The 25,346-nt window shown below is 34.7% G+C and carries 16 protein-coding genes and 6 pseudogenes; 12 read left to right on the forward strand and 10 right to left on the reverse strand.

From position 1 onward, the window contains the following. Positions 1 to 11: 11 nt before the first annotated feature. The 4 genes and pseudogenes from M3L71_RS05600 to M3L71_RS05615 form a co-directional block, all read left to right on the forward strand. Positions 12 to 685: pseudogene (locus tag M3L71_RS05600) on the forward strand (IS4 family transposase); the annotation flags it as partial. 43 nt (positions 686 to 728) lie between these two features. Then, positions 729 to 1,076 carry an IS630 transposase-related protein gene (locus tag M3L71_RS05605; protein WP_280143264.1) on the forward strand — a complete coding sequence of 116 codons (348 nt, stop codon included), beginning with the start codon at positions 729 to 731 and terminating at the stop codon, positions 1,074 to 1,076. A gap of 28 nt (positions 1,077 to 1,104) precedes the next feature. Continuing rightward, positions 1,105 to 1,614: an IS630 family transposase gene (locus M3L71_RS05610; RefSeq protein WP_280144154.1), complete on the forward strand. Its 510-nt coding sequence runs from the start codon at positions 1,105 to 1,107 to the stop codon at positions 1,612 to 1,614. Next, positions 1,578 to 1,973 (forward strand): annotated as a pseudogene (locus M3L71_RS05615) (nuclease/transposase family protein); the annotation flags it as partial. The gene M3L71_RS05610 and the pseudogene M3L71_RS05615, both read left to right, overlap by 37 nt. Before the next feature lie 328 nt (positions 1,974 to 2,301). Here M3L71_RS05615 and M3L71_RS05620 read toward each other — a convergent pair. Further along, on the reverse strand, positions 2,302 to 9,867 hold the full coding sequence (locus M3L71_RS05620; protein WP_280143337.1) for a latrotoxin-related protein: 7,566 nt from the start codon (positions 9,865 to 9,867) through the stop codon (positions 2,302 to 2,304). Positions 9,868 to 10,694: 827 nt separating this feature from the next. On the opposite strand from M3L71_RS05620, the pseudogene M3L71_RS05625 reads away from it, so the two are divergent. From M3L71_RS05625 to M3L71_RS05645, 5 genes and pseudogenes are all read left to right on the forward strand, one after another. Continuing rightward, a pseudogene (locus M3L71_RS05625) lies at positions 10,695 to 11,369 on the forward strand (IS4 family transposase); the annotation flags it as partial. A gap of 43 nt (positions 11,370 to 11,412) precedes the next feature. After that, complete coding sequence (locus M3L71_RS05630; RefSeq protein ID WP_280143338.1) at positions 11,413 to 11,556, forward strand: IS630 transposase-related protein; 144 nt, start codon at positions 11,413 to 11,415, stop codon at positions 11,554 to 11,556. A gap of 44 nt (positions 11,557 to 11,600) precedes the next feature. Then, a complete protein-coding gene (locus M3L71_RS05635; RefSeq protein ID WP_280144155.1) occupies positions 11,601 to 12,320 on the forward strand; it encodes an IS630 family transposase in 720 nt (239 codons plus the stop codon). Beyond that, positions 12,281 to 12,697, forward strand: a pseudogene (locus tag M3L71_RS05640) (transposase); the annotation flags it as partial. The gene M3L71_RS05635 and the pseudogene M3L71_RS05640, both read left to right, overlap by 40 nt. A gap of 217 nt (positions 12,698 to 12,914) precedes the next feature. After that, positions 12,915 to 13,775 (forward strand): IS630 family transposase, encoded by an 861-nt coding sequence (locus tag M3L71_RS05645; RefSeq protein ID WP_280143339.1) that lies wholly within the window; start codon positions 12,915 to 12,917, stop codon positions 13,773 to 13,775. A gap of 68 nt (positions 13,776 to 13,843) precedes the next feature. On the opposite strand, the gene cgtA is transcribed toward M3L71_RS05645, so the two are convergent. The 8 genes and pseudogenes from cgtA to M3L71_RS05685 all read right to left on the reverse strand — a co-directional run bounded on the left by cgtA (position 13,844) and on the right by M3L71_RS05685 (position 19,705). After that, positions 13,844 to 14,857, reverse strand: coding sequence for an Obg family GTPase CgtA (gene cgtA, locus M3L71_RS05650; protein WP_280143340.1), 1,014 nt, complete (start codon positions 14,855 to 14,857; stop codon positions 13,844 to 13,846). Beyond that, a complete protein-coding gene (gene eno / locus M3L71_RS05655) occupies positions 14,845 to 16,119 on the reverse strand; it encodes a phosphopyruvate hydratase (protein WP_280143341.1) in 1,275 nt (424 codons plus the stop codon). Before eno ends, cgtA begins: the two co-directional genes overlap by 13 nt. Before the next feature lie 66 nt (positions 16,120 to 16,185). Then, positions 16,186 to 16,319: pseudogene (locus M3L71_RS08610) on the reverse strand (WPE palindromic element domain-containing protein); the annotation flags it as partial. Between the two features lie 120 nt (positions 16,320 to 16,439). After that, entirely contained in the window at positions 16,440 to 17,438 is a 999-nt protein-coding gene (locus M3L71_RS05665; protein WP_280143342.1) for a recombinase zinc beta ribbon domain-containing protein, read from the reverse strand. Positions 17,439 to 17,447: 9 nt separating this feature from the next. Next, on the reverse strand, positions 17,448 to 18,059 hold the full coding sequence (locus M3L71_RS05670; RefSeq protein ID WP_052264983.1) for an SURF1 family protein: 612 nt from the start codon (positions 18,057 to 18,059) through the stop codon (positions 17,448 to 17,450). Between the two features lies 1 nt (position 18,060). After that, positions 18,061 to 18,537: a bacterioferritin gene (gene bfr, locus M3L71_RS05675; protein ID WP_280143343.1), complete on the reverse strand. Its 477-nt coding sequence runs from the start codon at positions 18,535 to 18,537 to the stop codon at positions 18,061 to 18,063. A 53-nt stretch (positions 18,538 to 18,590) separates the two neighbouring features. Further along, a complete protein-coding gene (locus M3L71_RS05680; RefSeq protein ID WP_064085312.1) occupies positions 18,591 to 19,064 on the reverse strand; it encodes an RDD family protein in 474 nt (157 codons plus the stop codon). Further along, positions 19,064 to 19,705, reverse strand: a complete 642-nt coding sequence (locus M3L71_RS05685; protein WP_280143344.1) for an HAD family hydrolase — start codon at positions 19,703 to 19,705, stop codon at positions 19,064 to 19,066. The genes M3L71_RS05680 and M3L71_RS05685 overlap by 1 nt, the downstream gene beginning before the upstream one ends. Before the next feature lie 124 nt (positions 19,706 to 19,829). Between M3L71_RS05685 and M3L71_RS05690 the strand changes: the two genes are divergently transcribed. After that, entirely contained in the window at positions 19,830 to 21,020 is a 1,191-nt protein-coding gene (locus tag M3L71_RS05690; RefSeq protein WP_280143345.1) for a lipocalin/fatty-acid binding family protein, read from the forward strand. 208 nt (positions 21,021 to 21,228) lie between these two features. Here M3L71_RS05690 and M3L71_RS05695 read toward each other — a convergent pair. After that, positions 21,229 to 22,565, reverse strand: a pseudogene (locus tag M3L71_RS05695) (IS110 family RNA-guided transposase). A 262-nt stretch (positions 22,566 to 22,827) separates the two neighbouring features. Between M3L71_RS05695 and M3L71_RS05700 the strand changes: the two are divergent. Both M3L71_RS05700 and fumC read left to right on the forward strand, forming a co-directional pair. Continuing rightward, positions 22,828 to 23,712, forward strand: a complete 885-nt coding sequence (locus M3L71_RS05700; protein WP_280143346.1) for an ankyrin repeat domain-containing protein — start codon at positions 22,828 to 22,830, stop codon at positions 23,710 to 23,712. A 188-nt stretch (positions 23,713 to 23,900) separates the two neighbouring features. Beyond that, complete coding sequence (fumC, locus tag M3L71_RS05705) at positions 23,901 to 25,289, forward strand: class II fumarate hydratase (protein ID WP_264683365.1); 1,389 nt, start codon at positions 23,901 to 23,903, stop codon at positions 25,287 to 25,289. The last annotated feature ends 57 nt before the right edge of the window (positions 25,290 to 25,346 follow it).

The raw sequence follows: 25,346 nt of genomic DNA on the forward strand, positions 1-25,346 counted from the left end.
GAACTTATACAATGAAAAGAATAGTTTGCATCTCAAAAAAGCTCAAAGAATTTTTTAATGAAAAAGCAGATAAAATCTCAGCTACAACAGGGTTCATAAAAGAAAGAGGAAGCTAAAAGGCTCGTAGTTCATAAAAGCCATCGTTTTGGGTAATATAGGGGTTGATAATTGTAGTATAGAGACAGTGTGTCAATTATTGAATGAAGACTCGATAAATATAACAAAACAAGGTCTGGACTTTAGATTTACCAAGGAAGCAGTGGAATTTATGAAAAGAATGTATAATGAATCTTTAACGTTACTTAAAAATACCTTACAAGTTGATTGCAGAATCTTGAAGCACTTTGGAGGTGTTAAATTATTAGACAGCAGCTACATTAGCTTACCTAACAGTATGGAAGACATGTATAAAGGTTATGGTACCAGCTACAGTGGTTATGAAAGCAATACTAAGTCTGGAATAAAGTTACAATTAGTTTTTGACTACCTAAACCAGACATTAGACCAGCTTAATATAACTGAAGGAATAAGGTCAGATCAGGGTTATAGAAGCCATTTAAGCAATATATCGAACAACGATTTACTAATATCTGATTTGGGTTATTTTGTGCCAAGTTCTTTTAAACACATCAATGAAATAGGAGCTTATTTCATAAGTCGTTATAAATCCGATACTATAGTATTTCCCAAAGCAAATGATAAAGGTATAACAAAGTATTTGAGTTATAATGGCATATAGTGTGGATTTAAGGGAAAAGGCAGTATTGATGATAGAAAAAGGGAAGACAAAGGTTGAGATAGCAGAGCTCATGGAGATAGGAATAGCAACTCTGTACCGCTGGTTAAAAAAGAAAGCTGATGGTGAAAGCTTAAAGCCATCTAAAAACGGTAGCTTTATTCGAAAAATAGACCCAAAAATACTCGAAGAATATGTTACAAAGAATCCAGATCATACTCTGGCAGAGATGAAACAAAATCTTGGATTTGGAATAAATTCAATTTGGTATAGACTAAAACAGCTAAAAATTACTTTAAAAAAAAGTCACACTATATCAAGAGCGCAATCAAGAAGATAGGCAGCAATTTATTGATAAAATCTCAAAAATAGAACATTCCAGCATCTTATATATAGATGAAGCAGGAGTTGATAATAAGTTATACCGAGAATATGGACGTGCTCCAAGAGGAAAGAAAATTTATGCAGATATTCCAGGGAGAACTCGAGAGAGAATCAGTATAGTAGCCGAGTGGATTGGAATGAGATTTATTGCACCAATGACTTTCAAAGGTGGGTGTGAAAAAGAGGTATTCAATATATTGTTGGAGAAGATGTTATTACCTAAATTGCCACTTGGCACAACCATGGTTATGGATAATGCTACATTTCATAAGACCACTAAAACAAAATCATTAATAGAGTCTTTTGGCTTTCATGTGCTGTATCTTCCAACATATTCACCAGATTTGAATCCCATAGAACACTGTTGGCATACCATCAAAAGCCGCCTCAGACCTCTAATGTATAAATGTACAGACTTACAACTTTTGGTTGGTAATACCATAATGGAAATTTATCCATTCATTTTAGAAAATACTATAGTGAAGAAGAGCTAGAGAGAATAATAGGAAGTGATCTAATAATTAAAAGAGCGTATGAAGAGCTAAATAGGTTCAACTGGTCAGAAAAAGAATTTATTGCCTATGAACAAAAAATCAAGCGTATTTGTGATGAACAGGGTGTCCTTGCTCAAAAACTCGATGATGCTAAACATGAAGGCATCCAAATTGGAGAAGAGAAGGGCAGGAAAGAAGGCATCCAAATCGGCCATGAAAAAGGCAGAGTGGAAGGTCGCAAAGAAAGGGATATTGAAGTAGCCAAAAACTCACTCAAGGCCAGTGTCCCTATAGATGTTATAGCTCAAATTACCGGTCTCTCTCATTCTGAAATTTTACAATTCAAGGAAAAAAGATAATTATTCACTTCAACATTTATGAAAACCTTCTCTAAGTTCGACATATCACCTAATTAAGAATCTAGTGAACTATCTAAAACAGCTATGAAGATTGCACAAAGAATTATATAAATTACTATCATAACGTTACCCAAACTTCTATATCAAAGCTACGTGCTGTAAGTTCAATATGGAAAATACATTAATCACTTAGCAGTTAATTTCTACTTCATCCATTTTAGTATTAAGACCATCAAACTTGATACTGGTTTCCCTAATTATTTTGGCTACCCTCACTTTAAATTTTCCACTACTTGACATATTATATCTCCATCTCTCATATTTTAATCTACCTACTGAGGTTATTCACAAGCTTAGTTACTCCTATATCAGAAAGACAAGTTGATACTTTTGAATGGCCTTGAACGGAAGCATTACTTAAATAACTTTGAGGCTCTAAATTCATTTGCTTTGCACCATCAACTTCTAATCTACCATCTACGTTGTGTAATATCCGTTGTATCGATCGATTTAGTACAACATTTATCCTGCTATTAAACTCTACCATAAACTTATCAAACTTCTTCGAACTTAACTTACCAGGACATCCTGCTTCTCTACTAGGACATGCTTTCTCTAAATACGAACTTAAAACTCCTGAGATCTCATCAAATTTACCACTCATGATTTTTCCTGTAACTTCTTTATATATTTCCACAAAATCAATATTTAATCGATGCATTGATACACCACTTTTTAATCCAGCTCGCTCTACTACTTTCTCAAATCCCTTTGTAATATTGAGTGCATAACCTCTTGCTTCTAATAAAGGTATAGATTGATCTACTTCAGATATATATTTTTTACCCGTAAACTTTCTTACAAGCACGTCAAGCAACATTATTGTACCATTTACATCCACTGGTGCATCAACTTGTGAGATTGGAGTTGGAGTGATTGATGTTTTCCTAGGTAATGCAGGCTCAGAACTTAATAACCCACTCACAGAGCTTCTTATCCAACCAAATAAATCATTTATCCATGAAGACGGTCTTGTGCCACTACTTGCTGCTATCTCAGTTTGATTATTTAAATCCGCAACAAGAGATTTTCGTGATGAGTGCACATGATAACCTCCAGTGTCACGACGACGTCTGCGTTGTTTTGTATTTTCTTCCCTATACTCTCTTTTTACAATACTTACATCTCTTGCCTCACTTATTTCTTTCTCATGATCTCTTAACACTATTTCTTGATCAGCAAACTGTATGTATAATTTTCTCATCTTATCTTTTATATAGAACTTTTTAAGTGTAATGGTGCAGAAATCATCTTCAGTAATACTAGCATCAAAAACATTTGTTATCATCAGATCATTATTATTACTACGAACAAACTTATACTTTCCTCCTTTTCTAGGTGTGATAATCTTACTATCTTTCTCCACATCTTGATCGTTTACTATAATAATCTCTTTATCCTTTTCAAACACTAAAGGCTGCGGTTTTAAACTCCACTGATTGTTGTGAATGCTGATTGTCATAGGAACATTTGTCACTATTACATGTATCTTGTTATATCTCTCTACTCCATCTTTCAAACTCACAGTACATGATGAACCTTGCTCTTTCACCGTTGCTTTTAATAACAAATCATTTCCAGATCTAATTATTTGTACTTCTTTTGCTACATTGCTTAAGTCAATCGCATCTATTGAATTCTCCTCATCAACATCATGAATAACAACCTCCTTAGTTCCAGAATCAATTACATATACATTTTCACCACCATTACCAACTAAATGACTCCTATAAGGTGGATTACTATGTATTACTTCATGATCTCCACTTCCTATTACTACTGTCTCATTACTTAAAAGTGATTGAACAAAAAATGACATTCCACCTATTCTCTTCGCTATAGGTAAATATTCTCTTATCACTTCTTCGCTAGACTTATTAGTCCTTTCTAGGAAATACGCTTTACCTTTTTTTCCTATCTTTATTTCAGCTTGATTACCAAATCTATAAGAAGCATTAACTGGAATATCTGAAATAGTTATATTAAACATTTCGTTATAAAACGCACTATTAAATTCACTCATCAATCTATCTTTATCAGCAACTGTGAAGTTACAAATGTCATCAATCCTAATTGTGCTATTGGGAACTTTAGTAAGGTTACTCTTACCCCTTGCAAATAAATTAAACAAAAATTCTAAATTCACGGGTAAGTTAAGCAAATCGCTAATATTATACGACCTACTATCAAATCCACTAGGTGCGAAACTAAAAGTAGCACTCTTTACTATGTGATTGTAAACTTGAGTAACGTTCTGAATATATATTCCCATAAGCTGAGAAACCGAAGAATTAAAAAAGAAATTATGTCTATCACTTGCTTCACCAGACAACAAGCTCGATATATTCACAACTGCTTTTCCTCTTTCAGGTAAAACAATGTAGTTGAACTCTCCTGTAGAAGCTTGATTGTTAATATTAGTATTAGGTCTTACTACAATTTTTATCTTATAACTACAGGTGTTACCACTTACTTGACTTCTTATTAGTATAGTGTCTGGAGTGTTTCCATAAGAACCTTGTCCATCTAAAAACTTTGTATCACATGCACTAAATATAGATTCTGAACTTCCTTTTCTACCTAAAACACTTTCAACGTCTTCCATCCACAAGCAATTAAGACCATACATTACATATCCAGTGTTGAGAAGATCAACTTCGACTTTTGTAACATCTCCAGCAAATCTAGTTAGATCTAAGGTATCAATACCACCACCTCCTTTTAACATTCCTGTAATGTTATTATCCATTAGGATAAAAAGGTCATCTTTATCACCTCCAGTGAATTTTTTATCACCATCTTCTACCAAAAAGACACTGGGACTATCTTTAAATCCCCTCGCAATATCATCTCCTTTTCCCAATGCAATGAGAGTTCCGTTTCCTGTTTTATTAGGGGATAAATCAGCTACACCAATTGCTTCTTCACAAAGATAAGATCCATAACTTGGCGCAGGTTCACCATCTCCCTTTGTGAAACAAAACAATTTTCCATCATTAAGATCCTCTGATATTTCTCTACTACCCCACGTTACATTTTCTACCTTTCTATCAAGTAGCACAACATTGTCCAAATCTACCTCAAACTTCTTTACGCATTTCTTGACATATCCTATATATGTAGAGCACACTGCTCTGAGCGGTTCTGGTATATTGTCTAGTTCCCACGTCGGGGGGATGTTGCACATAAAACTAGTTGGTACCTCAGAACAAACATCTACTAACTTAACAGTGGGAGAAACATATCTTTGAATATCACTATGCTGTTTTAAATACTCAAGTCCTTGCTTCACTAATTGGTTATAAAGTTGTTTTTTCTCGATGAGCTCTTCTATATACTTCTCAGGCTTCATACCTATAAATGCACGTAAACCTTCAACAAACTTCTCATTCCCAGTTAGATGAACAATCTGATCAATTTTATCAACTCTCTTTACTGCCATATAAATATCAGTGCCAACAAATACTACAGCGCCAATTGCAGCTCCAATAGGACCAGTAACACTTGACACTCCTTCCAGTATTCCAAAACCTTCAGCAACTTTCACACCAATCTCTGCAGCTTCAACTCCCAAGTAAATACCATCTCCTACTATACCAACTAGTGCTTCTTCTGTACCATTTTTAAATGCTTTTATCTGATTGACTAGATCGTAGATAACAAAAGCAGAAGTACCACGAGCAAGAAAAGGTGATGCTGCTTTTAAAGCTCCACCAACTAACAGTCTTCCTTCTTCAGCTAATTTTAATCCCTTAAGAGATACAGATTCAGCAACCTTAGCAAATCCTTGACCACCTGCCATAAAACCCACATTAACTGCTACGCCTTGATAATTACCATTTAAAAAGTCAGCTAATACATTTTTAGCCATCATTCCGCGCATGGTCATTTCGGAGATTTCCCCTGCTCTCTCTAAATGACTCATAACTTTTTGATCTCTAATGATTCTATTAACAAGATCTCTAGCGTTACCTGTAACTTTTACCTCATCTGCCAGCTGAATTAGCTGATTCACCTTTTTTTGCGGAAAATCCTTAACGTAATTGATGAACTTTTCGCTATCTATCTTAATCTTACTAAAATCCCTTCTCTCATCCTTCTCCTCATTAAACGCATCTACATCTTCCCAGGTGAATAAACATCTACTTTCTACTTCTCTTTTGTGCCTCAAAACAGCAAGACATTCTTTCCCACTTGATGATCCTTGTTTTGCTTTTTTAGCTTGTTGTTGCTCTAGTGATGAAGGTCTTTTCTTTTTCTTGGTAGTCATTTCCACATTAGGACTTTCAAGTTCTGCTTCCTGCCCACTTGATGATCCTTGTTTTGCTTTTTTAGCTTGTTGTTGCTCTAGTGATGAAGGTCTTTTCTTTTTCTTGGTAGTCATTTCCACATTAGGACTTTCAAGTTCTGCTTCCTGCCCACTTGATGATCCTTGTTTTGCTTTTTTAGCTTGTTGTTGCTCTAGTGATGAAGGTCTTTTCTTTTTCTTGGTAGTCATTTCCACATTAGGACTTTCAAGTTCTGCTTCCTGTTCGATAGGCTCTACTCCATCATCTATTTCACTCTCTTCGACAAGCGATACGTCATCATTCCTGTTTTCTTTCAATTTATTTCCATAATACTGCGTTTTCCGTCCATTTCCATCAAACCAAAGGTCATATAACTGTTTAAAAGCATATGGACCTTTAGATCCCGATGCAGCTAAGATAGATGACATCGTAGCCAGATCCACACCATGTTCTTCTAAGGTTTTTAAACGATATCCTTTCCGTCCAGTTACATCAAACAAAAGTTTGTATAACTGTTTAAAAGCATATGGACCTTTAGCTCCCGATCCATGTAAGATAGATGACATCGTAGCCAGATCCACACCATGTTTTTCTAAGGTTCTTAAACGATCTCTTTTCTCTCCATTTCGATGAAACCAAAGGTCATATAACTCTTTAAAAGCATTTGCAGCCTTAGCTCCCGATCCATTTAAGATAGATGACATCGTAGCCAGATCCACACTATGTTTTTCTAAGGTTCTTAAACGATCTCTTTTCTCTCCATTTCGATGAAACCAAAGGTCATATAACTCTTTAAAAGCATTTGCAGCCTTAGCTCCCGATCCATGTAAGATAGATGACATCGTAGCCAGATCCACACCATGTTTTTCTAAGGTTTTTAAACGATATCCTTTCTGTCTATCTCCATCAAACCAAAGGTCATATAACTCTTTAAAAGCATTTGCAGCCTTAGCTCCCGATCCATTTAAGATAGATGACATCGTAGCCAGATCCACACCATGTTGTTCTAAGGTCCTTAAACGATATCCTTTCTGTCTATCTCCATCAAACCAAAGGTCATATAACTCTTTAAAAGCATCTGGACCTTTAGCTCCCGATCCATTTAAGATAGATGACATCCTAACCAGATCCACACCATGTTCTTCTAAGTCTTTTAAACGATATCCTTTCTGTCTATCTCCATCAAACCAAAGGTCATATAACTGTTTAAAAGCATCTGGACCTTTAGCTCCCGATCCATTTAAGATAGATGACATCCTAACCAGATCCACACCATGTTGTTCTAAGGTCCTTAAACGATATCCTTTCTGTCTATCTCCATCAAACCAAAGGTCATATAACTCTTTAAAAGCATTTGCAGCCTTAGCTCCCGATCCATTTAAGATAGATGACATCGTAGCCAGATCCACACCATGTTGTTCTAAGGTCCTTAAACGATATCCTTTCTGTCTATCTCCATCAAACCAAAGGTCATATAACTCTTTAAAAGCATTTGCAGCCTTAGCTCCCGATCCATTTAAGATAGATGACATCGTAGCCAGATCCACACCATGTTGTTCTAAGGTACTTAAACGATATCCTCTCTCTCCACTTCCATCAAACCAAAGTTTATATAACTCTTTAAAAGCATCTGCAGCCTTAGCTCCCGATCCATGTAAGATAGATGAAATACTAGCCAGACCTACACCATGTTGTTCTAAGGCTTTTAAACGATATCCTCTCTCTCCACTTCCATCAAACCAAAGTTTATATAACTCTTTAAAAGCATCTGCAGCCTTAGCTCCCGATCCATTTAAGATAGATGAAATACTAGCCAGACCTACACCATGTTGTTCTAAGGTCCTTAAACGATATCCTTTCTGTCTATTTTCATCAAACCAACTTTGATATAACTGTTTAAAAGCATCTGCAGCCTTAGCTCCCGATCCATTTAAGATAGATGACATCCTAACCAGATCCACACCATGTTGTTCTAAGGTACTTAAACGATATCCTCTCTCTCCATTTCCATCAAACCAAAGTTTATATAACTCTTTAAAAGCATCTGGACCTTTAGCTCCCGATCCAGCTAAGATAGATGACATCCTAACCAGATCCACACCATGTTCTTCTAAGGTTTCTAAAGGATATCCTTTCCGTCCATTTCCATCAAACCAAAGGTCATATAACTGTTTAAAAGCATTTGCAGCATTAGCTCCCGATCCAGCTAAGATAGATGACATCCTAACCAGATCCACACCATGTTGTTCTAAGGTCCTTAAACGATATCCTTTCTGTCTATCTCCATCAAACCAAAGGTCATATAACTGTTTAAAAGCATCTGGACCTTTAGCTCCCGATCCATTTAAGATAGATGACATCCTAACCAGATCCACACCATGTTGTTCTAAGGTCCTTAAACGATATCCTTTCTGTCTATCTTCATCAAACCAAAGGTCATATAACTGTTTAAAAGCATCTGGACCTTTAGCTCCCGATCGAGTTAAGATAGATGACATCCTAGTTAGATTTACACCACGTTCTTCTAAGGTTTTTAAACGATATCCTTTCCGTCCATTTCCATCAAACCAAAGGTTATATAAATCTTTTAAACTCTTTACAGAACCACTGTGTATTCCACCTAATATAGAGGTTATCTTGGTGTTCACTTTCTCTCTATATATAACATTAAACATATTCGTTCCCTCAGATGTATTTAAAAATTCCCTGAAAGAAGTATCATGTTTTACTCTTCCCATAAGAGATGTTATAAATTTCTCTTTCGCCTGATATAAATCTTCTTCTGGTGACCTACGTTGTCGAGCTAATTGTGGCAAATTAACCCCCCTTAAGCTAAGAGTTTGTTCAATCTTCAAAGTAAAGCTCTCTATACTTCTAAGATTATCGTCCACAAAAGACTTTAAACTAATCCTCCCGATTGCAAATAAAATATCATAAGCATCCTGAGGAATTAACTCACCATAAGATTTTGCTGCTGTAAGATTAACAATAAATTGCCTTATACTCTCCTGATTTTGAAAAAAATTCAAACCAAGATCTGCGATTGAAGAAAGAATACGAGCAGCATCTGCATAATTTAAATTACCACGCAGATCTTTTTTCACAAGCTCGTGCAGTAATCCCTTTATCTCTTTGTTTTCATCATCACTCATTTTTTTGCCATAAAAAGCAGCACTTTTAATACGACTAAACAGTAAAACAAGGACATTACGAGCATCATTGTAATTCAATATATATGATTGATCTCGTAATATTACTTTAACGATCTTGTACACTACACGGTCTGTATGTCCGACATGTAAACTGACAGAAAGGCTTGGTGGATTTTTACGAAGAAATTGGCATAAATCACTAGCTTGCAGATTTTCACTCTCGGAAGCTTCCTTGCATTTCTTCATGAAATCTTCACTATCACGCTTTGGGCGTTTTAAAATCGTTTTTCTTTCCTGTAGTTGTTGATACGCAACCCACTCTTGCCCTAATAGTTCACCAACGAGTAAATTATTCCCCTTCTTCTTTTCTTTTAGATATTCTAAGCTTAACATAATCACCTTAAATTTGTTTTATATAATAGTGTAATACCAACTACCATTAGTAATAAAACAGATGAAAAGAGCTCTTTTTGCCTATAATTGGAGTTAAGCAAATTTATAACCTATTTCATTTGTCTTCCCAATAACGATTATTGGTATAAGACCATATTCCATATATAGCTACAGGATAATAAGTAAAATTAAAAATACAAACAATTATTTTATTTTCGTGCTGTTTTATTTAAGAGATTGTCCACAAATCAAGAAATAGGTAGTGTATAAAGAAAGAATATTCAGGCAAGAGATGAGGGAAAGTATCGAACAGATTTAAGTAAACTGGACTTTTAATATACTCTACTAAAAATTTAAATAAAATAACCATTATGATACTCAAAATTAAAAGACGTGAGAAGTATTTTTCTTGGAATGCATTGGTCTACCACTCGATACATACGAACTTTTTAGTATGCCAACTTTATTATACGCTAAAACTAGCCAAATTAGAACGTTTTATCCATATCTACATACGAACTGTTTTGCCTAAGCTTATTGAAATAATTTAAATCTTCTATTTCTACAATCCTATTTTTACGCTGCTTGTTCTCAAAAATATACGACCTTTTTTGAAGGAGTAAATAATTCAATTTGCCGTGACACTAATAGACTGATATTTTTATAAAATCTTTTCTATATTAGTTCAAACCTTTCAAAAATTTGGGAATGTTCAAAGAAGCATACGCGTCAAGTTAAGGAACTGTGGTAATAAACTTAGTGTAAGGAAGAGAAAGAAAAGATATAAGTTCTCTTAAATCTAACAAAGAAAACGGAGAACTTATACAATGAAAAGAATAGTTTGCATCTCAAAAAAGCTCAAAGAATTTTTTAATGAAAAAGCAGATAAAATCTCAGCTACAACAGGGTTCATAAAAAGAAAGAGGAAGCTAAAAGGCTCGTAGTTCATAAAAGCCATCGTTTTGGGTAATATAGGGGTTGATAATTGTAGTATAGAGACAGTGTGTCAATTATTGAATGAAGACTCGATAAATATAACAAAACAAGGTCTGGACTTTAGATTTACCAAGGAAGCAGTGGAATTTATGAAAAGAATGTATAATGAATCTTTAACGTTACTTAAAAATACCTTACAAGTTGATTGCAGAATCTTGAAGCACTTTGGAGGTGTTAAATTATTAGACAGCAGCTACATTAGCTTACCTAACAGTATGGAAGACATGTATAAAGGTTATGGTACCAGCTACAGTGGTTATGAAAGCAATACTAAGTCTGGAATAAAGTTACAATTAGTTTTTGACTACCTAAACCAGACATTAGACCAGCTTAATATAACTGAAGGAATAAGGTCAGATCAGGGTTATAGAAGCCATTTAAGCAATATATCGAACAACGATTTACTAATATCTGATTTGGGTTATTTTGTGCCAAGTTCTTTTAAACACATCAATGAAATAGGAGCTTATTTCATAAGTCGTTATAAATCCGATACTATAGTATTTCCCAAAGCAAATGATAAAGGTATAACAAAGTATTTGAGTTATAATGGCATATAGTGTGGATTTAAGGGAAAAGGCAGTATTGATGATAGAAAAAGGGAAGACAAAGGTTGAGATAGCAGAGCTCATGGAGATAGGAATAGCAACTCTGTACCGCTGGTTAAAAAGAAAGCTGATGGTGAAAGCTTAAAGCCATCTAAAAACGGTAGCTTTATTCGAAAAATAGACCCAAAAATACTCGAAGAATATGTTACAAAGAATCCAGATCATACTCTGGCAGAGATGAAACAAAATCTTGGATTTGGAATAAATTCAATTTGGTATAGACTAAAACAGCTAAAAATTACTTTAAAAAAAGTCACACTATATCAAGAGCGCAATCAAGAAGATAGGCAGCAATTTATTGATAAAATCTCAAAAATAGAACATTCCAGCATCTTATATATAGATGAAGCAGGAGTTGATAATAAGTTATACCGAGAATATGGACGTGCTCCAAGAGGAAAGAAAATTTATGCAGATGTTCCAGGGAGAACTCGAGAGAGAATCAGTATAGTAGCCGGGTGGATTGGAATGAGATTTATTGCACCAATGACTTTCAAAGGTGGGTGTGAAAAAGAGGTATTCAATATATTGTTGGAGAAGATGTTATTACCTAAATTGCCACTTGGCACAACCATAGTTATGGATAATGCTACATTTCATAAGACCACTAAAACAAAATCATTAATAGAGTCTTTTGGCTTTCATGTGCTGTATCTTCCAACATATTCACCAGATTTGAATCCCATAGAACACTGTTGGCATACCATCAAAAGCCGCCTCAGACCTCTAATGTATAAATGTACAGACTTACAACTTTTGGTTGGTAATACCATAATGGAAATTTATCCATTCATTTTAGAAAATACTATAATGTTCCAAAAAGTAAGATTAATGCTGAGCAAATACTAGTAGTTTACCGAATAAGATGGCAAATTGAATTATTGTTCAAATTATATAAGAGTAATATAAGGATTGATAAGCTGAGAGGAAAGCCATACAGAGTATTATGTGAGCTATATGCCAAATTGTGTGCAATTCTTATATTTCATGGAATAGTGGGTTGCACAGAACTGAAAAAAAATACGGAGCTTAGCTTAACAAAGGCATTTATTGAGCTAAAAAGACGGGTTAGAGAGTTATTTTTAGCACTAAATAATAAAATTAAAGGCTTAAATATTTTTCTCAAAAAGCTTACCATAACTTGGTCGCAGTTTTCATTAAAAGACAAGTGCAGAAAAACTAGGGTATCCACCTTAACTTCTCTAAATTTGCTCACAATCTCTTAACTTGACGCGTATGCTTTTTTGAACATTCCCGAAAAACATAATTATTCACTTTAACATTTATAAAAACCTTTTCTAAGTTAGACATGTCCCCTAATTAAGAATCTAGTGAACTGTCTAAAACAGCTATGAAGATTGCACACAGAATTATACAAATTATAGCTCTTTTCATAATGGTCCAAACGGTTTAAAATAAGAGTTTATAGTAGTGAAGGTAAGTATGCCAGCAGCATATAGTTATGATTTAAGAAAAAAAGCAATGGAGGTACTAGACGAAGGGGAAAGCAGAGAAACGGTAGCAGAAAGATTTAAAATTGGAAGAACTACATTATGGGAGTGGCAGCAAAGAAAAAAAGAAACAGGAGATTTTCAGTCGAAAAAACTTGGAAATGGAGGTTATAATCATAAAATTACCGACTGGAATAAATTTACTGAATTTGCCAAAAAACATGGTGGAAAAACTCTATCGGAAATGGCTAAGCTTTGGAGTAATGTTAGTATCCCAACGATTCATCTAGCTCTTAAAAAAATTGGACTCACACGCAAAAAAAAGACATATGGATACAAAGAAAGGAATGAAGAAAAACGTGCTGAATTTTTGAAAATTATAGCAACGAAAGAACCTCAAAACTTAGTATATATAGATGAATCTGGTATTGATAATACCGAAGACTATCCCTATGGATATTCTCAGAAAGGACAGCGATTTTATGCCCTAAAATCTGGAAAGAAAACTCAACGAATTAGCATGATTGCAGCTCTAAATAGTAGAAAAATAGTTGTTCCGTTAACATTTGAGGGCCATTGTAATATGGATATCTTTAATAAATGGTTTGAGCAGTTTTTGACACCGATTTTGGAACCTGGACAAACTGTTATCCTTGATAATGCTACTTTTCATAAGTCTAATAAGATTACTGAACTTGCTAAAGAAGTTGGTGCTGAAATTTTGTATCTTCCTACGTATTCCCCAGATTTCAATAAAATTGAGCATCATTGGTTTGCTATAAAAAATAGAGCTAGGAAAAACATCCCTCTATTCACATCTTTTCGTCATGCTGTTGATTCTGCTTTTCTATGAACTTTCCGGACTATTATGAAAAGAGCTATACCCACTGGAATCCAGACTTTGATTGTCAAATAAAAAATTCACATCTTAAAAGGATCATATACATTAATTTCGTTAATTTTCACTTTTTCATTTAATAATCTTAAGATGGGCTGTAAATCATCGTCGATTGATAAGCACAGTACTTCTCTATCAAGATAATTGGCTAAATGATTCTTCTTCTCAAGAATTTCTGTTTCTTCCAATAAGTCACATTTATTTAACACTACAATTTCCTCTTTTTCAACAAGATCGCTATTGTAAAGCTTCAGTTCATTATGCGTACAATTATAAGCTGAAATAATGTCATCGTGAGTTACATCAATTAAATGCAGTAAAATTTTGCACCTTTCTATGTGCTTTAAAAATTTGTGTCCGAGCCCAACTCCAAGATGAGCATCAGCGATTATTCCAGGAATATCTGCTATTACAATTTCGCTATAATCCACTTTTGCTACACCTAAATGTGGTCTTATAGTAGTAAATTCATAATCGCCTACTTTCGTATCAGAATTCGAGCAGCGGGTTAAAAATTTAGATTTACCTACATTTGGCATACCAATAATGCCAACATCAGATAAAACTTTTAGCTTCAATACTATGTTTCTTTCCTCACCAGGCTGACCATGAGTAAAATGCCTTGGTGCCCTATTGGTGGAAGATTTAAATTTAGTATTTCCAAGTCCACCTTTTCCACCTTGTGCTACTTGAAATTCCATGTCGGGTTTATCAAGATCTACTATCACTTCCTCACTTTCTTCATCGATTATTTGTGTACCAACTGGAACTTTAAGTATAATATCTTTTCCTGCCGTGCCAGATCTATCTCTACTCGTGCCACTTTTTCCACTACTTGCTTTAATATGTCTTCGACAACGAAAATTAAGCAAAGTGTTGAGATTTGCATCACTGATGAAAATTATGTCTCCTCCCTTGCCCCCATTACCACCGTTTGGGCCACCAAATTCAACGAATTTTTCTCGACGAAAACTTGCGCAGCCATCGCCACCATCACCTGCTTTTAAATATAATTTAACTTCGTCTATGAAGTCCATGCTAACCCACAATAATATTTAGCATTTTCTCCTAATGAACTTTCTATTCTCATTAATTCATTATACTTTGCAAGCCTATCAGAACGCGACAGCGAACCAGTCTTGATTTGTCCACAATTCGATGCAACCGCTATGTGGGATATCGTTGTATCTTCTGTTTCACCTGAGCGATGCGAAATAATAGCCCTATAGCCATTTGATTTTGCCATTTCAATAGCATCAAGAGTTTCCGTAAGCGTTCCTATTTGATTTGGTTTAATTAGTACAGAATTTGCCATTTTTTCCTCTATTCCTTTACTTATTAGTTCACAATTTGTAACAAATAAATCATCTCCAACCAATTGAACTTTATTCCCAAGTTTTACAGTAAGTAATTTCCAACCTTCATAGTCGTCTTCATTCATTGCATCTTCTATAGAAATTATTGGATATTTGCCTACAAGGTCAAAATAATACTGAACCAATTCCTCTGAAGTGAGTTCTCTGTTTTCAAATTTATAAACTCCATCTTCATAAAAAGTAGATGCAGCAACATCAAGACCCAGTTCAAAGTGATTTTTCATCGAATAACCAGCAGATTCTACAGCCTGAATTATCAAATTAAGAGCTTCTTCAGTGCTTCCAATGTTTGGTGCAAAACCACCTTCATCTCCTACGTTTGTGCTATAACCCTTTTTCTTAAGAATGCTGCGCAAGTTATGAAATACCTCTGCAGATATTCTGATTGCTTCACTGAAAGTTTCAGCACCAACCGGAAGAATCATAAATTCTTGAAAATCGAGTTTATTATCTGCATGTACTCCACCATTAATGACGTTAATTAGCGGAACTGGCATCTGCTCTTCCCCTACTCCCAAATACTTATATAACGGCATTTTAAAGCTGTTTGCTGCTGCTTTTGCAACAGCAAGAGACACACCCAAAGTTGCATTTGCTCCAAGTTTAGATTTATTTTTTGTTCCATCTAGTTCAATTAAAACTTTATCAATTGCACTCTGGTTTGCTGCATCCATGCCAATGATTTTATTTGCTATCACTCCACTCACAGATTGAACAGCTTTCAGCACTCCTTTACCACAATACCTTTTTTCATCTTGATCTCTCAGCTCCAATGCTTCTAGTTTACCGGTCGAAGCCCCAGAAGGGACAGCGGCTCTACCTGTTGCTCCATCACATAGTTCTATTTCTACCTCAATTGTTGGGTAACCCCTGCTATCTAAAATTTCTCTTGCAAATACACTGCTGATCGTCTTTTTCATCATGCTAAACCTCCACTAGATTCACAATTGTGTTCACGTTCGGGAAATGTCACCCCAGCGCTGTAACATTTCAGTGTACGAACATTGCAATATACAGGTAATTTGAGTAGCGGATGGTCAGTGCTTGACACTGGAATCCAGTTTTTATTATACAGCCACTTATTTAAAGTTAAGTCTTCTGGATCCCAGTGTCTGGGCACTGGGATGACACCATTCTTAATGGAAGCTATCCCCATATCGCAATGTCTGTACAGTTGTTTGCCTAGACACTGGGATCCAGTTTTACTACACAATTTTATCATATAAATCACCAATGCTTAAGTTTATTTTACTAGCAGCAGCTTTGCAGTTTCTTTCGCTAGTTTAGCTATATTACTACCAGCACCAATAAATAATACTACATCTCCTGAACTTGTCGAATTACTAATAAAATGTGAAATGAGTAAAGCATCATTCATAATCTTCACATCATTAAACCCATTACTGATCAAGGTTTTTTGTATATCATCAATTCCACAGCCAGGAATAGGCTTATCTTGTGGAGGATGGACAGGAGTGAGAATTACATAATCAAACATCATGAAAATTCGTACGAACTCATCAAAAAAATTACGAATACGAGCAAAACGAAGCGGCTCGATAATTCCTGTTACCTTTCCTTTAGTGGTCAAACGTGCTGCTGACAGGGTTGCCTGTATTTCATTTGGATGATGAGCATAGTCCTCAATTAACTTAACACCTTTAATATCGGCAATTAAAGAAAATCTCCTTGCTACTCCTTTAAATTCCAAAAGACCTTTTTTAATCTCTTCATCACTAATTCCAAGTTTCACTGCAACTGATATTGCAGCCAGGGCATTGCTAACTTTATGCATTCCTATTGCATTTGATAGCACTACATTCTTTATAATTCTGGTACAAGGTTGAATATCTTCTTTTTGTCTTTCGAGAGCGAGTTCTTTTAATCGAAACACCATATGTACATTATCATCATCAATTTCAATACGCTGAACTAACTTTCTAATTATATTAAATTTAGTCTCCCAATCTACCTCTGATAAATCACACTTTTCCTTCGTTATATGCCCTCTTAACATCTTCACTTCTTCCCATACTACCCCTTCTAGTATATCTGCGCGTATTGATTTGCTGTTACATTCACCAAAACGTTTTCCAGGACAACGATAGTAACTTCTTCCTCCCTTAGCATTACTCATTCCATAATAAACGGATTTGCAACACTGACATATCACTAACCCTTGTAATAAGTATTTCCTTCCACTTTGTTGCATTTTTTTTATTTGTAGCTTTTCTTTTTCCACACTGTATCTCTACGACTTATATATATTTTGCCTATAGTAAAATACGCACATAATGAGCCAAATCAAGGAAAGTGCAAACCAAGTAATTGCGTATTCAAGATGCTTTATTGGCTGTATAGTCAATTTGCCACCAAAATTGTCTTGCCACAATATACATTTCTCTAGCTTAATACCTAGATCATTGGAGATTTCTTCTGTACTTAAGGTAAACCATGTATTTGAAGCAATATCATTTTTGATAAACCAATTTTTGCTACCATCACAATACAAAACGCCATCAGCAGCTACTTTTTCAATTTTTGCTTTTTCTTCTTTTTTTTCTCTGACTATTCCTTTATTTATTAACATGTAATGTCCATTGATAAGCAACATAGGAGACAGAACATGATAGCCACGTTGACCTGCGAAAACATATAGTTCTATATCACTTAAAATTCCGTCGATTTTAACGTTTCTGTAGTTAAACTTTGAAAGATTATCACTAGGCAGTAGATGAATAACCGGAAGATCCATATTTTTGATAATATTATTCTTCCAGCTCAATCTAAATAACTGCCATAACCCGAGTGAAAAAAGAAGTAAAAAAGGTATAATGAAAATAAATACTGTTTTTCTTAACACTCTATATTTGTGTTCTCAAGTAATTTTCAATACCCATAAGCTCAATAAGGTCAATCTGTTCTTTGATCCAATGTAAGTGCTCTTCCTCATTTTTCAGTAGTTCTTCTAATAACATTACACTCACGAAATCCTTTTCTTTTTCAGCAACGGAAATTGCCTCTTTGATGCCCTTGATACCTTCTTCTTCTAAGTTAGAATTATCTTCTAAGATTTTCTTCATTGTATCTTTTGTGAACTTTCCTTCATACTTTGAGATTTTATTTGTATCTTGAAAATTTGGCATGCCCTTAAGCAGTAAAATTCTTTCTGCCAGCCTATTTGCATGCTCAAGTTCTTCATTAAGCTCCTTTCTCATCTTTTCTGCAAGTTTATTGATTCCGCTATTTTTAAGAATCGCAGAATGCAAAAGATACTGGCGTACAGAAGTCAGCTCATTTGTAAGTAATTTATTTAAATGTTCTACTATTTCTTTATTCATAACCTTTCTTTAGCTAATATACCAATGTAATCTACATAACAATCAAGGCAACATCAATTCATTTTTCTCACAACAATCGTATCAAATAGCACATCATGAAATGCCTGTTTCCTCTGAGAGAAGCAAGCAACTAAATACCAACTGAAGGTAAGCATCACTATAATCACTTCTAGTGTACTTAAAGCATTTACTGATGTTTGAAAAAGTTTGATAAAGGTGATAATTGAATTATTTAGCATAGGAAGGAAAAACTGAGAGATAGTGCGATCAAATGCTAAGCTCAAACCTATTTTAGAACTATCTAAAGTGATAGTATATATATTCATTAACTGTTGACCAGGAGTTGCTTGAGCTGTTGAAGATATAAAATATGTAAAGTAGCCACAATTTATACACATGTATGACAGGTGTAAAATTAATGGAAAATCCCCTAATGACAACACAATTAGTAAGGTTGGAATTAATAAAATTGCTACATCTATTAAATATGCGCAAAAGCGCCTGTGTACACTAGCGATCTCTGTCATTACCACCTATCTTTCAAATACTTTACTATGAATTCTGTAAGTTTATTAAAATGTTGAAAATATAACAAATCTTCATAACCTCTTATTGATTGTCCGTATACAATAGGTAAGCAATTTGCATTTTGTGCACATAGAATGTCTGTGATGCTGTCACCAACAAAAAACACATTTTCTATATTTACAGGTAGCGTACTCTCCTCTAGTGCAAATAGCAGTGGAGTTGCAGATGGCTTATCTTCTGCAGTATCACATGATCCAACTATTCTTTCAAAGTAAGAATCTAGTTTAAAGTAGGCAACTTCTTGACGTAAATTAGTATTTTTCTTATTGCTAACTATCGCTAGGTAAATATTGTGGCTTTTCAGTGTCTGCAGCATTTTCTCTACTCCTTCATTCAGAGTAATATTTTGTAACAATGCATTATCTAGGTATTTTTGATATATCTGATTCGCTTTTTTCCACTGATCACCAAACAAATTGACCATGTAGCTCTTTCTTGATTCATGAGAATTTCTATCAACAACTTTACTGCCAGATCCCATCAAATCTAAAGTATGCTTAATGGCATTAGAAATATTATCTTGAGTATCAACTAAGGTATTATCCCAATCGAATACTACCGCTAATCGGATATTTTTCATTTTTATATTGTGACGTATTTTAAACTAATAAGTAAATAATATTTTGATGATAAAGCTTCTATGTTAATCATTTTTACATAATACCTAGTATACTTATTTTAGCATAAGCTTTTATATAGTAGGTATGATACAGCTTCAAGATATATCAAATATTGAGAAGAAATTTCAAGATGCTTTTGCAGGCGCTTTTCCAGAAAGCACGTCGCTGAAAGATAAAGTGAAGATTATCAATGAGTTGCGTCTAGATCTTAAAGATTACAAAAGGCAAGTAACTAGACAAAGTCTCGAGAAAAGGTTAAAAGATGTTTCTATAGCAGATAATTCTTCACTAGAAGATAAAATCAAGACTATTGCAAAATTGAATCGTAGTCTTAGAGATCGAATGAACCGTGCAGCTAAAAAAGTAGCTAAAGATTTTGAAAAGATCGTCGAATTGAATCGGGAGTTTAAACCAGAGAACTCTTCATTGGAAGACAAAGTAAAAATTATTGTTGAATTGCACCGGGAACTTAAAGCTCAAAAAGGGCATAAAGATGAAGTGAAGATTATTGCAAAATTGATTCAGAATCTTGAAGGTCGAATGGATCGTGCAGCTACAAGAATAGCTCAAGATTTTGAAAAGGTTGCTGAATTTAAACAAAAATATGAAGGAAAAGACGTTTTTACAAGTGAAAAAGCTGCAGAGTTTGAAAGTAGTAAAAAATCTCAAGATACCGCAACTATACTAGAAGACAAAATTTCTGAGCAAAATAAACAAGAAAAGACCTCTGCTCAAACAGACAAAATTCATGACTCAGTTAGTGAGGCAGATACTTATGAAAAAGCTGTTTCAGAAGATAGAAACTTTGAACAAGAAAAGATTTCTGTCCAAACAGATACAGTAACTAAGTCACAACCTTCAGTAAGCAAAGATCCTATAAAAGATAAACCGAACGACAAAAAGCCTGAAATTTCGTTAAAACAAGTCTCAGTGGATAGGAATGCTACAGAAAAAAAATCTAATAATAAAAAATCTCAGTTGAGTGAAAAGAAAAATATAGCTCAAACGAAAGAAAATCAAAAAGAAGAAGGCTTTTTGGTACGTTTTCTGAAGAAAATATTCGAAAAACTTTTTGGTAAAGATAAAAAGAGTGTAAAGGATATAAAAGGAACTGCTCAAAAAAGTACGCTAAATGATGAAGGGCAACAACAAAATGAGCTCCTTTCAAATCAAGACCAAAGCGCAAGTGAAGGTTTAAAGCAAATTGATGATCCATCGGTAACGCCTGTCAATACTCCTGAAGTAGAAAAAACAAACACAGGTCGCGGAAGATAATGCACATAGCCTGTATAATAGACTTGCGTCATATCAGTTTATTATACAGGAGATTTTACTAACTTCTAGCTCTAGAATGAGGGTTGATTAATACGCCTGTAATAAAGAATTCAGCTTCTAATTTTCATAGCATGGACATATCTAGGTGACAATTAAACTACCGTCATCAGTATCATTCCAATATTGATAACTTTTTCTCCTAAGAAACTCACTCAACTAACTCTTCTTGTTGAACTAATATGTAGCCAAATTCCCTCGCTTTTTTGATCAAATTTTTTACAATTCTATCTTTATAGCGTGTTTCATAGTATTCCATTCCTTTTTCTACATATTCCTGTCCGTATTTGAGCATACTATAAAATATGCATGCCATTTTTCTTGCAGTAGCTGTTATTTCTTTTGGTTCTCCCAGTCGTTTTTTCAATCTTCTGTAGTATGCACCCAACGCACTTTTACTCTTTCCTACAGAATGAGCAGCTATTCGCAAAGCATTTGCAGCACGGTTAATGACTTTACGTGTTCTTGTATTAAACACTTTTTCCCCTGTAACTTTATTAGCAGGACTGAGTCCCAACCACGACGAAAAGTGCTTTTCTGTTGGCCATTTACTGTGGTTTATACCAACTTCTGAAATTATGGTTTGTATACTTAATACATCAAATCCAGGAATTTTAGTGAAATCCATACCAGTGATTCGGTGCAGTTCCTCATACAAAGCAAAGCTTGGCTTACTTTTGCTATTTTTATTCTTTTGCTTACTTAGCTGTTTGCTTTCACAAGACTTTGTTTCAAACGTTTTATAATAGGCTTCAATATTTCTATCACATTCTGCTATTTTTCTTGATAAATATTATATAGTTCAAATTCTTGCTTTAGCGTGAATAAGTGTTCTTCTCTATAGTCACCAGCTAACGCTTTTGCAATAGTAGACTGATCATTTTTCATTCGCACGTCCCTGAATTCTGCTAATTTTTCAGAATCTCTTTCGCCTTCAATTATAGCTTCAATGATTTTCATACCAGTTATCCCAGTAATATGACTAATAACCTTGTGTAATTGTATATTCATTTGAATTAATGCCTTCTGCATACGTAGAATATGCGTAGATGCACTTTCAGTGAGATTTCTGCGCTGCCGCACGTAACTGCGCAATACACACATCTGATTATCTGGCCTAAACGATCCATAAAGCAGTCCTTAGCTATGCAGTTGTTGGAGCCATTGGCAATCTTGAACGTCAGACTTCCTACCAGGTACATTCTTTACATGCCGTGCATTTACCAATCTTACCTCGAATTTATATGACTCAAGTATTTGAAATAAAGTAATCCAGTATACTCCTGTTGATTCCATAGCTACTGTTGTAACTTTACACTTTTTCAACCACTGTGCTAAGTTATGAAGGTCTTCAGTAAAGCAACCAAATTTCTGAACGCGTTGCTCATCTCCTCCTTCAGGTACACACACATTGTGTACAGCTGAACCAATGTCTATTCCTGCTGCATTAGGATTCACTATTTCTAATTTACTTTTTGCTTTTTTCATGCTAACTCCTACATATAATTTGTTACAGGGAAACGCTTCAGCTTGGAACGGTTGATAGTACAATCTCCTAACCGAGGTAGTCTAAATGACTCCATCAATGATTTGACCGTTCCTTCCAAGACCATGCTTGCATACGGGCACTTAGGCACCATTGAAAATGTCGATCATAACTGCAGAGGCGCTCCCTCTACAACTATACTTGAAAATTACTAAAAACTTAAATTTGTGTGTTTCTTTCTGATTTGACAGATTTTTCTGTTCGATGCTTGTAAGTAAGATAATTAATGAACAGGTAAGAATTTGGACAGAGAGTGAGACAATACAAAATATTTCACAAGATAGATTAAATATAGAATACTCAATCTATGCTAAAGATTTAACAGGTAAAATAGAATTAGTGATATTTTTTCTTAACAACAGGGAAATAATCAATTCTTTATTGCGGTATTATAAGGTAAGAATTCAAACAATTGATCAGGTAAAAAGCCTACTTGATCGTTTCACAAGAGAACATGTAGAGCTTGAAGTAGAAATTGTTCCAGCACAATTAAACTTTAATACTAAAGAGTTACAACCCTCTAAACTAAAAATATTATCATTTCCACAAATGATTAACAATCATGCAGGATTATTTTCAGCTGCCAAAAATGGTCAATTAGAAACAGTAAGATACCTGATAGAAAAACAGAAAGAAGATATTAATTCAACAGATCACTATGGAAGAACTGCTCTAATGTGGGCTGCTGGAAGTGGCTATTTAGAGGTAGTAAAGTACCTGATAGAAACAGCAAAAGCAAATGTTAATGTGAAAGATGGCTATGAAAACACTGCTCTGAATTATGCTACTAGAAACGGGCATTTAGATGTAAAAGAATATCTGAAAGGTTACATACAAAAAGAACTGCGGAAGAAATACGTCTGCATTGGCGTGAGTGGTGCAATAGGTTATGTTGCCGGTATGACAATATCATGTTCTGCGGGAGCAGTGATTACAGTTTGTGCAGCATCAGCGACCGTTAGTCTAGCGTTAGGTGCAATGTTGGGTTATATGATTGTAGAAGTAAAAAAAGAGAAAGCAAACAAAGGTATAGCTTCTGCGCTTAAAGATTTTTTCACTATTCAATCTCTAAGTAGAATAGCCTTATAGAGAGTGAAAGTAGGTTTATTGCTTAAGGTTGCATGATTGCCTTAATAACAATAAAAAAATAATAGAAGCAAAAGATATGGCTTGAAAATTTTCTAAGGTCTTCACTAAAAATGTCTCAACTTGACACTGAAATACAATTTGATTTAATTAATTCATATATGTAGTGTCAAGCACTAGAATGAGGAAATATGGATAAAAAAGTTAGAATAGAATCAGATAGCTTAGGAGAAGTAAAAGTACCAAGTGAACATTACTGGGGAGCTCAGACTCAGCGTTCTTTGGAAAATTTCAAAATTGGTACAGAGAAAATGCCAGAGTTTCTGATTAAAGCGCTAGCAATAGTAAAACTTGCAGCAGCACGTGTTAACATGAAGCAGGGTAGCATAGATAATAGAGTGGGGGATGCAATCTGCTCAGCTGCAAAGGAAATAATAGACGGTAAATTTAATAATCAATTTCCACTTGTTGTTTGGCAAACCGGGTCTGGAACTCAGACTAACATGAATATGAATGAAGTGATCAGCAATCGTGCAATAGAAATTTTGGGCGGTGATTTAGGTAGTAAGTCTCCAGTGCATCCAAATGATCATGTAAACTGTGGTCAGTCATCAAATGACACTTTTCCAACAGCAATGCATATAGCAGTAGCAGAGCAAATAAACCGCTTGCTTATTCCCAATCTTGAAGAATTATATAAAGCGCTAAATAATAAGGTTCATGAATTTAAAGATATAATAAAAGTAGGGCGTACTCATCTGCAAGATGCAACTCCTCTAACACTTGGGCAGGAATTTTCTGGCTATGCAGTTCAGATTAAAAAGGGAATAGAGAGAGTAAAGTCAACTCTGATCAATGTATATGAACTTGCACAAGGTGGCACCGCGGTTGGCACGGGAATCAATACTAAAAAGGGTTTTGCTGAGGATTTTGCTAAAGAAGTGGCAAAAATCACTAATTTTCCATTTATTTCAGCAAAAAATAAGTTTGAAGCACTAGCAGCAAATGATGCTTTAGTTGAGCTCAGTGGAGCACTCAATACAGTAGCAGTAAGCTTGATGAAAATTGCAAATGATATAAGGCTACTTGGTTCTGGTCCAAGATGCGGAATTGGAGAAATAATGTTACCAGAAAATGAGCCTGGCTCTTCAATCATGCCGGGTAAGGTGAATCCAACTCAATGCGAAGCGGTGACTATGGTATGTGCTCAAGTTATGGGAAATCATGTTGCCGTGACAATTGGTGGCTCAAATGGTCACTTTGAATTGAACGTGTTTAAGCCGGTGATAATTTACAATGTTTTGCAGTCCATAAGACTTTTAGCTGATGCAAGTTTAAATTTTGCAGAGAAATGCGTAGTTGATATTAAAGCAAACGAAGAAAGAATAAAGGATTTACTAAATCAGTCGTTAATGCTAGTTACTATATTAAATACGCATATAGGATATGACAATGCAGCAAAAATAGCGAAGCTTGCTTATAAAGAAAATATCACTCTAAAAGAAGCAGCAGCAAAACTTCAACTGCTCACTGAGGAGGAGTTTGAAAGGATAGTGAAACCAGAGGAGATGGTAGGTTAAACTACCACCTTTTTTAGGGTTCTGTCTCATTTGTAGGGAAGTAGAAAGAAGAATGAT

It is taken from the genome of Wolbachia endosymbiont of Frankliniella intonsa (assembly GCF_029856955.1).
In the GTDB taxonomy this organism is placed as follows: Bacteria; Pseudomonadota; Alphaproteobacteria; order Rickettsiales; family Anaplasmataceae; genus Wolbachia.

What these genes read in the sequence shown, in the direction of transcription:
- M3L71_RS05605 (WP_280143264.1), top strand. Translation starts at nt 729, where the DNA reads ATGGCATATAGTGTGGATTTAAGGGAAAAGGCAGTATTGATGATAGAA.
- M3L71_RS05620 (WP_280143337.1), bottom strand. Translation starts at nt 9,867, where the DNA reads ATGTTAAGCTTAGAATATCTAAAAGAAAAGAAGAAGGGGAATAATTTA.
- M3L71_RS05630 (WP_280143338.1), top strand. Translation starts at nt 11,413, where the DNA reads ATGGCATATAGTGTGGATTTAAGGGAAAAGGCAGTATTGATGATAGAA.
- M3L71_RS05645 (WP_280143339.1), top strand. Translation starts at nt 12,915, where the DNA reads ATGCCAGCAGCATATAGTTATGATTTAAGAAAAAAAGCAATGGAGGTA.
- cgtA (WP_280143340.1), bottom strand. Translation starts at nt 14,857, where the DNA reads ATGGACTTCATAGACGAAGTTAAATTATATTTAAAAGCAGGTGATGGT.
- eno (WP_280143341.1), bottom strand. Translation starts at nt 16,119, where the DNA reads ATGATGAAAAAGACGATCAGCAGTGTATTTGCAAGAGAAATTTTAGAT.
- bfr (WP_280143343.1), bottom strand. Translation starts at nt 18,537, where the DNA reads ATGAATAAAGAAATAGTAGAACATTTAAATAAATTACTTACAAATGAG.
- M3L71_RS05680 (WP_064085312.1), bottom strand. Translation starts at nt 19,064, where the DNA reads ATGACAGAGATCGCTAGTGTACACAGGCGCTTTTGCGCATATTTAATA.
- M3L71_RS05685 (WP_280143344.1), bottom strand. Translation starts at nt 19,705, where the DNA reads ATGAAAAATATCCGATTAGCGGTAGTATTCGATTGGGATAATACCTTA.
- M3L71_RS05690 (WP_280143345.1), top strand. Translation starts at nt 19,830, where the DNA reads ATGATACAGCTTCAAGATATATCAAATATTGAGAAGAAATTTCAAGAT.
- M3L71_RS05700 (WP_280143346.1), top strand. Translation starts at nt 22,828, where the DNA reads ATGCTTGTAAGTAAGATAATTAATGAACAGGTAAGAATTTGGACAGAG.
- fumC (WP_264683365.1), top strand. Translation starts at nt 23,901, where the DNA reads ATGGATAAAAAAGTTAGAATAGAATCAGATAGCTTAGGAGAAGTAAAA.